General features: G+C 69.9%; 10 protein-coding genes. 4 read left to right on the forward strand and 6 right to left on the reverse strand.

The window, feature by feature from the left end; genetic code table 11:
* Nucleotides 1-4: 4 nt before the first annotated feature.
* The 5 genes from ACIA8X_RS18565 to ACIA8X_RS18585 form a co-directional block, all read right to left on the reverse strand.
* A complete protein-coding gene (locus ACIA8X_RS18565; RefSeq protein ID WP_393442640.1) occupies nt 5-934 on the reverse strand; it encodes a branched-chain amino acid ABC transporter permease in 930 nt (309 codons plus the stop codon).
* Between the two features lie 113 nt (nt 935-1,047).
* Nucleotides 1,048-2,277: a branched-chain amino acid ABC transporter substrate-binding protein gene (locus ACIA8X_RS18570; RefSeq protein ID WP_393442642.1), complete on the reverse strand. Its 1,230-nt coding sequence runs from the start codon at nt 2,275-2,277 to the stop codon at nt 1,048-1,050.
* 481 nt (nt 2,278-2,758) lie between these two features.
* On the reverse strand, nt 2,759-3,169 hold the full coding sequence (locus ACIA8X_RS18575; protein WP_393442644.1) for a hypothetical protein: 411 nt from the start codon (nt 3,167-3,169) through the stop codon (nt 2,759-2,761).
* Nucleotides 3,170-3,291: 122 nt separating this feature from the next.
* Nucleotides 3,292-3,780: a hotdog fold thioesterase gene (locus tag ACIA8X_RS18580; RefSeq protein WP_393442646.1), complete on the reverse strand. Its 489-nt coding sequence runs from the start codon at nt 3,778-3,780 to the stop codon at nt 3,292-3,294.
* Nucleotides 3,781-3,833: 53 nt separating this feature from the next.
* Nucleotides 3,834-6,113, reverse strand: coding sequence for an FdhF/YdeP family oxidoreductase (locus tag ACIA8X_RS18585; RefSeq protein WP_393442648.1), 2,280 nt, complete (start codon nt 6,111-6,113; stop codon nt 3,834-3,836).
* 219 nt (nt 6,114-6,332) lie between these two features.
* Here ACIA8X_RS18585 and polA point away from each other — a divergent pair, with 219 nt between their 5' ends.
* Both polA and ACIA8X_RS18595 read left to right on the forward strand, forming a co-directional pair.
* A complete protein-coding gene (gene polA / locus ACIA8X_RS18590) occupies nt 6,333-9,059 on the forward strand; it encodes a DNA polymerase I (protein ID WP_393442650.1) in 2,727 nt (908 codons plus the stop codon).
* 258 nt (nt 9,060-9,317) lie between these two features.
* Entirely contained in the window at nt 9,318-9,722 is a 405-nt protein-coding gene (locus tag ACIA8X_RS18595; RefSeq protein WP_393442652.1) for a hypothetical protein, read from the forward strand.
* Here the strand turns inward: ACIA8X_RS18595 and ACIA8X_RS18600 are convergent.
* Nucleotides 9,625-10,497, reverse strand: coding sequence for a DUF4184 family protein (locus tag ACIA8X_RS18600; protein ID WP_393442654.1), 873 nt, complete (start codon nt 10,495-10,497; stop codon nt 9,625-9,627). The genes ACIA8X_RS18595 and ACIA8X_RS18600 overlap by 98 nt on opposite strands.
* Before the next feature lie 359 nt (nt 10,498-10,856).
* On the opposite strand from ACIA8X_RS18600, the gene ACIA8X_RS18605 reads away from it, so the two are divergent.
* Both ACIA8X_RS18605 and ACIA8X_RS18610 read left to right on the forward strand, forming a co-directional pair.
* Complete coding sequence (locus ACIA8X_RS18605) at nt 10,857-12,602, forward strand: lytic transglycosylase domain-containing protein (RefSeq protein WP_393442656.1); 1,746 nt, start codon at nt 10,857-10,859, stop codon at nt 12,600-12,602.
* Between the two features lie 167 nt (nt 12,603-12,769).
* A complete protein-coding gene (locus ACIA8X_RS18610) occupies nt 12,770-12,904 on the forward strand; it encodes an SPW_0924 family protein (protein ID WP_393442658.1) in 135 nt (44 codons plus the stop codon).
* The last annotated feature ends 7 nt before the right edge of the window (nt 12,905-12,911 follow it).

Below are 12,911 nucleotides of genomic sequence, written 5' to 3' on the forward strand. Positions count from 1 at the left end.
GGTATCACGCCCGATCCGCGACGCGTTCGCCGAGCAGGCCTTGTGGCCTGAACAGGAGGACGAGGATGAGGAGCGCGAACGCCCATACGTCCTTCCAGGCGCCGCCGCCGAAGAGTTCCATGCCGGGGATGTCGCCGACGTAGCCGGTGGCGAGGGACTCGGCCACGCCGAGGCAGATGCCGCCGAGCATGGCGCCGTAGATGTTGCCGATGCCGCCGAGGACGGCTGCGGTGAAGGCTTTGAGGCCCATCAGGAAGCCCATGCGGAAGCCGACCTGGCCATTTTTGAGGCCGTAGGCGACCGCGGCGATGGCGGCGAACGCGGCACCGATGGCGAAGGCCATGACGATGATGCGGTCGGTGTTGATGCCCATCAGCTTGGCTGTGTCGGGGTCCTGGGCGGTGGCCTGCATGCCGCGGCCGGAGCGCGTCTTGTTGACGAAGATGCCGAGGGCGAACATGCACAGCGGGGCGGCGATCAGGACGAAGAGGTCGCCGCGCTGGATGTTGGCGCCCAGGACGTCGATGGGGCCGCCTTCGAACTGCGGGAAGGGCTGGTCCTTCTTCGCGTCCGGGTACCACATCCACACGGCCTGCTGGAGGACGATGGAGAGGCCGATGGCGGTGATGAGGGGTGCCAGCCGTGGCGCGGTGCGCAGTGGCCGGTAGGCGAAGCGTTCCGCCGCGGTGGCGACGGCGACCGAGACGATGACACCGGCGAGGATCATGAGGGGGATCGCGGCGCCGAGGGCGAAGCCTTCGGGGAGTACCAACCAGACGGTCAGGGCGCCGAAGCCCCCGACCATGAATATCTCGCCGTGGGCGAAGTTGATGAGCTGGACGATGCCGTAGACCATCGTGTAGCCGATCGCGATGAGTCCGTACATCGCGCCGAGGATGAGTCCATTGGCCAGCTGTTGCGGCAGTTCGTTCACCGCAGGGCCTCCGTGGAGTGGTTCGGATATGGCGCCGCGCGGGAGCGCTGATGGGTGCTCCCGCGCGGCCTGGATCAATGTGTGATGGGGGAGGGTTCTCTACTCGTCCTCTGCTAGCCCAGCTTGGGTTCGCCGCTGAACTCCGGCGCCCAGGCGTTGTTCTTGACCTTGTAGGCGGTCATCGTGTGGTTGGTGGTGTCACCGAACTCGTCGAAGGAGATGGCGCCGGTGACGCCGTCGAACTTGACCTTCGCCATGGCGTCCAGGACCGCCTTGCGGCCGTCGGACGGGAGCTTGCCGTCGTTGCCCTCGACCGCCAGCTTGACGGCCTCGATGATGGCCCAGGTGGCGTCGTAGGTGAGGCCGCCGTAGGCCTCGTAGGCGTCCTCGTAGCCGCCGGCCTCGTAGTTCTTGATGAACGTCTTGGCGGAGTCGAGCTGCTCGACCGGCTTGCCCACGGAGGTGGAGAGGTCGCCGTCGGCCTTCTTGTTCAGCTTCGGGAACTCGCCGGAGTAGATGCCGTCGCCGCCCATGAGCGGGATGTTCTGGCCGCTGTCCTTGAGCTGCTGGCTCAGCGGGGCGGCGGCCGGGTACTCGCCGCCGTAGTACAGGGCTTCGGCGCCGGTCTTCTTGATCTTGGCGACCACGGCGTTGAAGTCACGGTCGTCGGGGTTGATGTGGTCGCTGCCGACGATCTGGCCGCCGAACTTGGTGAAGTTCGTCTTGAAGGACGCGGCGAGGCCGGCGCCGTAGGTCTTCTGGTCGTCGATCAGGTAGACCTTCTTGATCTTCGCCTGGTTGTACAGGTAGTCGGCCGCGAAGGCGCCCTGGATCTCGTCCGTGGTGGCCGTGCGGAAGAAGGTCTTGAACTGGCGGACCGAGTCGCCGGTCTTCCAGCCGTCGCCCTGGGTCAGCTCCGTACCGGTGTTGGCCGGGGAGACCTGGGTCAGGCCGGCGTCGTTGAACGGCTTCTGCATCTGCTGCGACACGCTGGAGTTCAGCGGGCCGACGACGCCGAGGACGTCCTTGTTGCTGATGAACTTCTGGGCGTTCTGCTGACCGACGGAGGGCTGCGCCTGGTCGTCGAGCGGCTCGATCTTGAACTCGACGCCCTTGACGTACTCGTCCTTGTTGGCCGTCTTGGCGGCGAGGTCGGCGGAGTTCTTGATGCCGAGGCCGAGGGCCGACAGGTCGCCGGTCAGCGGGGCGTCGACACCGATCACAACGGTGGTCTTGTCGCCGTTGCTGCTGCCGCCGTCGTCGTCACGCGACCCACAAGCCGTGAGTGTCAGCGATCCCGCCGCGATTGCGGCGGTTATGGCGATGATCGAACGTTGACGCACGAATCAGGTCCTTTCCCTGGCACGGCGGGCCCCCCATGGAACGCGCCGAGTCGAGCGCTGGGTCGAAGTGACTTCGATTCCGATGGCGCGGTGACTGGCGGTGACTCTAAGCGCGGGTGGGGAACCTGGAGGAGGCTCTGACCAAGGCTGTGACGCTCTTGTTATGACACCGGGTAATGCAGAGCGGTACTCGGTGGGGGGAAGAGTGGATTTCCGGCCGATTCGCCCTGTCCACATAGTGAGAACTCGCAGCGTTCGCGCGTAGCGTCTTCACGAGTGTTCACATGTTTTGGTGATTACCCAGGTCGTTGCTGAAGGCTACCTGAGGGCCTCCGTGGGCTTGTGGGAAGGGGCCGATTTCGGAAGAGCCTTGGGCCTGCATTGCAGCCGTATTACGCAGAGTTACAGCCGGGAAAGATGTTCCGCGGTCTCCGGCTCTTTTCGTGTATGGGGCACGAAAAGCGGAATGGGATTACCTCGCTCAGCCCCACGGCCCTCCGGTCGGCTCGCCGTTTCGGTACCGCTCCTCGCACAGCTCGCGCGCCCGCCGGTCGATCAGGCGGTCGGCCGCCTGTGCGTCCGTGTGCCCGCGCTCCGCCCGGGCGGCGTCCACGACCTTGCGGAGGATCTCGTACTGGCCGTCGGACAGGCCCATCGACTGGTAGTCGCCGTAGGTGTCGCCGGTCAGTGCCCGGCGCGACCAGTATCCGACGATCCGCGTGCACAGCTGCGCGGGCGGAGTCGCCGACGGGGAGGGCGAGTTGGCGCTCGCCCGGGTGTCGCCCGCTGCGTCCCGAGCGCCCGACTGGCCGCCGCATCCGGCCGCCAAACCGGCGGTCAGCAGCGCCAGTCCGAGCACCGCCCCCTTCCGGAGCGCTCCTCCCGTCGTCATGCCTCGACCGTATGCCGCCGGGCGCTCGGGTTCAACGGCGAGAAAACGTAAGGGCGTTGGTTGTCACGGAAGCGTCGTCGGGACGTCGGTGTCCGTTCGCCGCGCATCGCGGGGCGGCGGCGTCACTTCGCCGCCCGGAGGCGCTCCTCGTCGCTCGGGTTCACGTCCCGCAGCATGCAGGTCAGCCGCGCGCTGCACACGCGCCGGCCCTGCTCGTCGCTGATCACGATCTCGTACGTCGCCGTCGAGCGCCCCCGGTGCAGCGGCGTGGCCACGCCGGTGACGAGGCCGGAGCGGGCGCCGCGGTGGTGGGTGCAGTTGAGGTCGACGCCGACCGCGATCTTGGAGCTGCCGGCGTGCAGCATCGACCCCACGGAGCCGAGCGTCTCGGCGAGCACCGCGGAGGCGCCGCCGTGCAGCAGCCCGTACGGCTGGGTGTTCCCCTCGACCGGCATGGTCCCGACGACCCGCTCCGCGGACGCTTCCAGTATCTGGACACCCATGCGCGTGCCGAGGTGCCCGGCGGAGAACAGGGCCGGCAGGTCGACGCCGAGCGCGGCGTACTCGTCGATGACCTCCTGCGGGAACTTCACATGCTGCTGCTCGCCCATGGGTCCGGCTCCGTTCGTCTTGCCCAGTCGGTGAGGGTCGACTGAGCAAACGCTCAGTCGGTTGCCGATTGTTCCAGACGTACGACGACGGACTTGCTGGCCGGGGTGTTGCTGGTGTCCGCGGTGGCGTCCAGCGGGACCAGGACGTTGGTCTCCGGGTAGTACGCGGCCGCGCAGCCCCGGGCCGTCGGATAGTGCACGACCCGGAAGCCGGGCGCCCGCCGCTCGATGCCGTCCTTCCACTCGCTCACCAGGTCGACGTACGAGCCGTCGGCGATGTTCAGCCTTGTTGCGTCCTCGGGGTTGATCATGACGACGCGGCGGCCGTTCTTGATGCCCCGGTAGCGGTCGTCCAGGCCGTAGATCGTGGTGTTGTACTGGTCGTGCGACCGCAGGGTCTGCAGCAGCAGCCGTCCCTCGGGAACCTCCGGGTACTCGACCGGGGCCGCGGTGAAGTTGGCCTTGCCCGTCGCCGTCGGGAAGCGGCGCTCGTCGCGCGGGGCGTGGGGGAGCGTGAAGCCGTCAGGGTGGGCCACGCGCGCGTTGAAGTCCTCGAAGCCGGGGATCACGCGGGCGATACGGTCCCGGATCGTCGCGTAGTCCTTCTCGAACTCCTCCCAGGGCGTCAGGCTGCCCTCGCCCAGCACGCGGCGTGCCAGACGGCAGACGATCGCCGGCTCCGACAGCAGATGCGTGCTCGCGGGCTCCAGGCGCCCCCGGGAGGCGTGCACCATGCTCATGGAGTCCTCGACCGTCACGAACTGCTCGCCGCTGCCCTGGAGGTCGCGCTCGGTGCGGCCGAGCGTCGGCAGGATCAGGGCCCGCGCACCGGTGACGGCATGGCTGCGGTTGAGTTTCGTCGACACGTGCACGGTGAGCCGTGCGCGCCGCATGGCCGCCTCGGTGACGTCCGTGTCGGGCGTGGCGGACACGAAGTTGCCGCCCATCGCGAAGAAGACCTTCGCCTCGCCGTCACGCAGCGCACGGATGGCCCGGACGACGTCGTAGCCGTGCTCGCGCGGGGGCGCGAAGCCGAACTCCTTCTCCAGGGCGTCCAGGAACGCCGGTGCGGGCCGCTCGAAGATGCCCATCGTGCGGTCGCCCTGCACGTTCGAGTGACCGCGCACCGGGCACACGCCCGCGCCCGGGCGGCCGATGTCGCCGCGCAGCAGAAGGAAGTTGACGACCTCGCGGATGGTCGGCACGGAGTGCTTGTGCTGGGTGAGGCCCATGGCCCAGCAGACGATGGTGCGCCGCGAGGCGAGGATCATCGCCATGGCCTTGTCGATGTCCGCGCGCGTGAGGCCGGTCGCGGTCAGCGTCTCGTCCCAGTCGGCGGCGCGGGCGGCCTCGACGAACTCCTCGTAGCCGTGGGTGTGGTCGCGGACGAACTCCTCGTCCACGGCACCCTCGGTCTCCAGGATCAGCTTGTTGAGGAGGCGGAACAGGGCCTGGTCGCCGCCGATGCGGATCTGCAGGAACAGATCGGTGAGCGCGGCGCCCTTGAGCATGCCCCGCGGGGTCTGCGGGTTCTTGAACCGCTCCAGGCCCGCCTCGGGCAGCGGGTTGACGCTGATGATCTTCGCGCCGTTGGCCTTGGCCTCCTCCAGGGCGGAGAGCATGCGCGGGTGGTTCGTCCCCGGGTTCTGCCCGGCGACGATGATCAGGTCGGCCTTGTAGAGGTCCTCCAGCAGGACGCTGCCCTTGCCGACGCCGATGGTCTCGTTCAGCGCCGACCCGGACGACTCGTGGCACATGTTCGAGCAGTCGGGCAGGTTGTTCGTGCCGAGCTCGCGCGCGAAGAGCTGGTAGAGGAAGGCGGCCTCGTTGCTGGTGCGGCCCGAGGTGTAGAAGACGGCCTCGTCGGGGGAGCCGAGGGCGGTGATCTCCTCGGCGATGATGTCGAAGGCGCGCTCCCAGGTGACGGGCTCGTAGTGCGTGCCCCCCTCGGGGAGGAACATGGGATGCGTCAGCCGCCCCTGCTGCCCCAGCCAGTAACCGCTCCTGGTCGCGAGGTCGGCGACGGGGTGCGCGGCGAAGAACTCCGGGGTGACCCGGCGCAGGGTCGCCTCCTCGGCCACCGCCTTCGCGCCGTTCTCACAGAACTCCGCCTTGTGCCGGTGGTCCGGCTCCGGCCAGGCACACCCCGGGCAGTCGAAGCCGTCCTTCTGGTTGACGCTCAGCAGGGTCAGCATGGTCCGCTTCACGCCCATCTGCTGCTGTGCGATACGCAGGGTGTGCCCGATGGCAGGCAGCCCCGCCGCCGCGTGCTGCGGCTCGGCGACCTGCGGCGCGTCCTGAACCGGATCACCCTTGGGCGGCTTGGTGGCCATCGCGCACTCCCCATTCATGTACACGTGTGAGGTACATCTCCGATCCTCGCACGCGGGACCGACAACGGGGGCGGGGGCCCGGCACGGGCACTCCCCGCCCACGCCCACCGCGAGCCCCTCTGCGAACCGGCACCGCGAACCCCGTCCGCGGCCCTCTTCCCGGAGCCGTACCTCCCGGGGGGGAACCGACTGTCAGTGGGGCGTGGCAGGATCGGGGGCGTGGCAGAGACAGCATCGAAGCAGACCGACAAGAACCCCGGCGGCAGCCGGCCGCGCCTGATGCTCATGGACGGGCACTCGCTGGCCTACCGTGCGTTCTTCGCGCTGCCCGCGGAGAACTTCACGACCGCGACGGGCCAGCCGACGAACGCGATCTACGGCTTCGCGTCGATGCTGGCCAACACCATTCGCGACGAGGCGCCCACCCACTTCGCCGTGGCGTTCGACGTGTCCCGCAAGACCTGGCGCTCCGCGGAGTTCACGGAGTACAAGGCGAACCGTTCCAAGACCCCGGACGAGTTCAAGGGCCAGGTCGAGCTGATCGGCGAACTGCTCGACGCGATGCACGTCTCGCGGTTCGCGGTCGACGGCTTCGAGGCCGACGACGTGATCGCCACGCTGGCCACCCAGGCCGAGGCCGACGGCTTCGAGGTGCTGATCGTCACCGGCGACCGGGACTCCTTCCAGCTGGTCAGCGAGCACACCACGGTGCTGTATCCGACCAAGGGCGTCTCCGAGCTGACCCGCTTCACCCCGGAGAAGGTCTTCGAGAAGTACGGATTGACGCCCGCCCAGTACCCCGACTTCGCGGCCCTGCGCGGCGACCCGTCCGACAACCTGCCGGGCATCCCGGGCGTCGGCGAGAAGACCGCCGCGAAGTGGATCAACCAGTTCGGTTCGTTCGCGGAGCTGGTCGAGCGCGTCGAGGAGGTCAAGGGCAAGGCCGGCCAGAACCTCCGCGACCACCTGGAGGCCGTCAAGCTCAACCGCCGGCTGACCGAGCTGGAGCGAGCCGTCGAGCTGCCCAAGACGGTCACCGACCTCGCGCGCGCGCCCTATGACCGCAAGGCCGTCGCGATGATCCTGGACACCCTGGAGATCCGTAACCCGTCCCTGCGGGAGCGGCTCTTCGGCGTCGACCCCGGAGCCGAGGAGGCCGAGACCACCCCGATCACGACCGAGGGCGTGGAGCTGGACGGCGCGGTGCTCGGCACCGGCGAGCTGGCCCCCTGGCTGGCCGAGCGCGGTGGCGAGGCCCTCGGCGTGGTCACCGTCGACACCTGGGCGCTCGGTACCGGCTCGGTCGCCGAGGTCGCCCTCGCCGCGGCCGACGGTGCGGCCGGCTGGTTCGACCCGTCGCAGCTGGACGAGGCCGACGAGAAGGCGTTCGCGGCCTGGCTGGCCGACGCCGACAAGCCGAAGGTCTTCCACAACGCCAAGGGCGCGATGCGGGTCTTCGCCGAGCACGGCTGGAGCATCGAGGGCGTCCGCATGGACACCGCGCTCGCCGCCTACCTGGTCAAGCCGGGCCGCCGCTCCTTCGACCTGGACGCGCTGTCCCTGGAGTACCTCCACCGCGAGCTGGCCCCGGCCGCCGCGGCCGACGGTCAGCTGGCCTTCGGCGCGGACGACGGCGCCGAGGCCGAGGCGCTGATGATCCAGGCCCGCGCGGTCCTCGACCTCGGCGAGGCCTTCGAGAGCCGTCTCGAAGAGGTCGGCGCCGCGGACCTGCTCCGTGACATGGAGCTGCCCACCTCCGCCCTGCTGGCCCGCATGGAGCGGCACGGCATCGCGGCCGACCGGGCCCACCTGGAGGCCATGGAGCAGATGTTCGCGGGCGCCGTGCAGCAGGCCGTGAAAGAGGCGCACGCGGCGGCCGGGCACGAGTTCAACCTGGGCTCGCCCAAGCAGCTCCAGGAGGTCCTCTTCGGCGAACTCGCCCTGCCCAAGACGAAGAAGACCAAGACGGGCTACACCACGGACGCCGACGCCCTGGCGTGGCTCGCCGGCCAGACCGACAACGAACTGCCGGTCATCATGCTCCGCCACCGCGAGCAGGCGAAGCTCCGCGTCACCGTCGAGGGCCTGATCAAGACGATCGCGACGGACGGCCGTATCCACACGACGTTCAACCAGACGGTCGCGGCGACCGGCCGCCTCTCCTCGACGGACCCGAACCTCCAGAACATCCCCGTCCGCACGGACGAGGGCCGGGCGATCCGCCGGGGCTTCGTGGTCGGCGAGGGCTTCGAGTCCCTGATGACCGCGGACTACAGCCAGATCGAACTGCGCGTGATGGCCCACCTCTCCGAGGACGCGGGCCTGATCGAGGCGTTCACCTCAGGCGAGGACCTGCACACCACGGCCGCATCGCAGGTGTTCGCGGTGGAACCCTCCGCCGTGGACGCGGAGATGCGCCGCAAGATCAAGGCGATGTCGTACGGCCTGGCCTACGGACTCTCCGCCTTCGGCCTCTCGCAGCAGCTGAACATCGACGCGGGCGAGGCCCGCGCCCTGATGGACGCCTACTTCGAGCGGTTCGGCGGCGTCCGTGACTACCTGCGGCGCGCCGTCGACGAGGCACGGGCGACGGGCTACACGGCGACGCTCTTCGGCCGCCGCCGCTACCTCCCCGACCTCAACAGCGACAACCGCCAGCGCCGCGAGGCCGCCGAGCGCATGGCCCTCAACGCCCCCATCCAGGGCACGGCGGCGGACATCGTCAAGATCGCCATGCTCAACGTCGACCGCGCCCTGCGCGAGCAGAACCTCACCTCCCGCATGCTCCTCCAGGTCCACGACGAAATCGTCCTGGAAATCGCCCCCGGCGAACGCGAGGCCGCGGAAGCCCTGGTCCGCCGAGAAATGTCCAACGCCGTCCACCTCACCGTCCCCCTGGGCGTCTCGGTGGGCGCGGGCCCGGACTGGGAGTCAGCAGCGCACTAGCCTCCGGCGGAGGGTCACATCCCGATGCCGGGCCGGATTCCCAACCGGCCCGGCATTTCCGTGGGGCTACAGGGAGCGGAACTGCAACGCCCTAAAGGGGCGCGGGGCTGTATCGATTTGCGGCTCCGCCGCGTGGGCGCGACCAGCCACAGGCGGCCCGCAGTCCCAGAACCACCTCAACCAGGCAGACGCTCCGGCACTCACCCACGTGGCCCCCGCAAAAGCGCCCCCACCCCCACCGCCCGTAAGGATGCGGGCATGGGTATACGCACGCTCAACCGCCGGACGACCCCGGCATCGGCGAACGTGAACACCGAAGGCGACGCCCCCCTCGCAGCGCAGCCATCAACCCCACCCTTCGCCCCCGGCGCAAGCACCGCCCGCATCCCCAGGGACCTGGTGACCACCCTGCGGCTCACGGCCACCACCGTCCGCCGCCGGGCCGCCCGCAGGGCACCGGGCTGGGCCGAGCTGGCCCGCAGCTACCTGGCCCTGGCCCGCACCTGGCTCCCACGCCCCCGCCCCGTCCGTACCGTCACCGTGTTCGTGGCGACGGCCGGCGCCCTCACCGAGCCGCAGGACGGCTCGCCTCCCGACCGGCCCCATCCGCGTCCGCACCCGAACCCCCACCACCAGGGCCCCGGACCGGCCGCCACACCCTGACCCCCACGGCGTACAGCAGCAACCCCAGCACGAGCCCCGCGCCCGCCCCGAAGCACAGCGTCGGAATCAGCTCCCAGTACTCGGCGGTCGACCCCCAGTACTCCCACCAGCGCACCGCCCGCTGCACCGCCGCCACCGCGGCGAGCCCGCCGATCACCGCACCGGCCGCCCACCGGTCCCGTACCGACAGGACCGGAACCCCGACCGGCGCGGCCGCGGGAGTCCGCCGTAGCGCCACGACCACGAACGCGGCGATGACGGCCGCGGCGAGGGCCGAACCGCCGTACTGCAGATACCAGTACAGCGGCGACCCCGCGATCTCCTCGCCCAGCACGGGAAACAACCGCATCCCCCAGCGGTCGAGATGCGTGAACGCGTCCCACACGACATGCGTCAGCGAGCCGAGCGCGGCCGAGGCGTACCACCGCACCGCGAGCGAAGGACCTACACGCGCGCGTGGCGCCCCGCAGCGCAGCAGCGTGGCCACCCGAGCCTGCCGCCGCACCGGCAGCAGCGCCACCAACGGCTCGCGCAGCAGAAGCCACAGCCCCACCAGCGCCCAGGCGAGCACCACGTCGACTGTGAACACACCCGCGAACGAGTGCGTGACATCGCCGAACTCCATCGCCCCGGGCAGGACACTCGCCGCGTAATAGGTCATGTCGGGAGAGAAGGAACCCGCCACCAGGACGGCCGGTACCAAGGAGCCCCGGCCGGTTCCGTCGGTGCGCACGGCGGGCAGTACGGCCGCCGCATGGCTGAGCGTGAACGGCAACGGGGCTCCTTGTGCGGGGTGTTGACGGGCCCGGTCGGCCTAGGTCGGCCCCGGTCGGTCCCGGTCGGTCGGGCAAGCCAGTATGGACGAGCCAGTATGAGGGACGCCCGACGGAGAGCCCGGACATGGCCAACCGGTAAAAATCGGGCACCAACGGGTGCCCCTGCAAAGCAAGTTGTCGTAGGGTCGCCTGGGTCACCGTGCCGGGGGAACGCGGCCGAACAGATGAACAGCGACGGAAAGATCGCCGCGAGGGCAACTGTCGCGGCCGGTCGATCGTCACTACTGGGGCGAGCACAAGACGGCGAGCCCGACAGACAGAGGCGGGCGCTCGGGCGTCCACGGGAGGGGTCCATTTCATGGCGGCGCAATTCGGCAGGCTCCGCAAGGGCGCGGTGAACACCACGGTCGCCGCGGTCGTGGTCGCGGCACTGGCCGCGTCCCAGGCTCCGGGAGTGACGACCGACGACGCCGGCAGGAGAGTCACCACCGAAACCCAGCCCTCCGCGGACACGCCCGCCGAGGACAGCGCGACCGGCAACTCGCCGTACTACACCGACCTGCCGCCGCTGAACAGCCCCAGCCCCTCGCCGACCACCACCACGCCCGTCACCCCGGGCGCCAGCGAGGCGGGCATCCCCGCGACCGTTCTCGACGCCTACAAGAAGGCCGAGACCGCGCTCAAGGAGGCCAAGCCCGGCTGCAACCTGCAGTGGCAGCTCCTCGCCGCCATCGGCAAGGTCGAGTCCGGGCAGGCCCGCGGCGGCCGGGTGGACGCGAACGGCAACACGCTCTCCCCGATCCTCGGCCCGCAGCTCAACGGCAACGGCTTCGCGAACATCAGCGACACCGACAACGGCGCCTACGACGGGGACAGCTCCTACGACCGCGCCGTCGGCCCCATGCAGTTCATCCCCTCCACCTGGGCCTGGGCAGGCCGCGACGGCAACGGCGACGGCGAGGAGAACCCGAACAACGTCTACGACGCCGCGCTCGCCGCCGGGCACTACCTGTGCCGCTACGGCTGGGACCTGTCCACCCAGGGCGACCTCGACCGCGCGATCCTCAGCTACAACAACTCGCGGGACTACCTCAACCTCGTCCTGTCGTGGCTGGAGTACTACCGCAAGGGCACCCACGAGATCCCGGACGGCACCGGCACCCTCCCGTCCGACCGCAGCGACGACACGGCGGGCGCGAACCCGACACCGACGACGCCCAGCACGCCGACGACCCCCTCCAAGCCGAACAGCCCCAAGCCCGGCGACAACGGCGGCTCCACGAGCCCCAAGCCGACCCCGCCGAGCACGACCCCGCCCGGCACGACGCCCCCTGCTCCCACCCCTACCGACACGGTGGACCACCTGGAGGACGCGGGCACCGCCAAGCTCACCGCGATGGCGGGCGACACGTTCACCGAGAAGGTCAGCGCGCGTGCCGAGACCGACGCAGGCAAGGGCGTCGCGAAGGTCCGGGTCCGCTTCACGATCATCGGCGCCACCGACGCCGCCTTCAGCACCGGCGAGAAGTACGCCACGACCCTCACCGGCAGCACAGGCGAGGCGGTCGCGCCCGCGCTGAAGGCGGGCGAGAACACGGGCGCGTTCGTCGTCCGCGCCACCGTCGTCGGCCGCACGATCGCCGGCCTCGACTACACGGCCACGGTCACCGAGCGAGCCGCCGACACCCTGACCCGCACCAGCGACACCGAGCTGACCTGCACCCCGGGCGGCGAGTTCGCCGACCAGGTCGAGGTGAAGGCGACCTACAAGGACGCCGTCGCGGACAAGGTCGCGGCCACCGCCACCCTCATCAAGTCGGCGGACGACCCGGCCGAGAACGACAAGGGCCCCTACTTCAAGGACGCCGACGGCAAGACCGTACGCACCCTGACCGGCCTGACGACGGACGCCAAGGGCCTGCTCAAGCTGCCCAAGCTGTACGCCGACGACACCACCGGCACGTTCCTGCTCCGCATCAACACCGCGGGCGGCGCGACGCTGACCGTCGAGCTGAAGGTGGCGGCGGCCGAGACGTCACCCAGCCCGACCCCGTCGGAGTCCGAGTCGGCGTCAGATTCGGCCTCGCCGAGTCCGAGCGCGTAACCACCGCGCAATCAGCCCCAGGGCGCCCTTCCGCCACGTCGGACAGGGCGCCCTTTGTTCATGTGCGCAACGTGTTCTCATCTCGCCCGCCCGTTGCTACGGTGCCGAACCTGACGATGTATCAGATGTGTTCGGCTGTATCAACTCCGGGATTCCGGGAGGCCCGTATGCGTGCCCTGATCGCCGCCGCGACCGGTCTCGCCGGCGCGCTCGCCCTGGTCCTCGCGCTCACCGCGGTCGGCAGCCCGGCGGGCGAGACATCCCCGAAACCGCTGCTGACGACGGTGCCCGCACATCCGTAACCGCCCG

Origin of the sequence: Streptomyces sp. NPDC051738, assembly GCF_044453205.1 — a bacterium.
GTDB lineage: Bacteria > Actinomycetota > Actinomycetes > Streptomycetales > Streptomycetaceae > Streptomyces.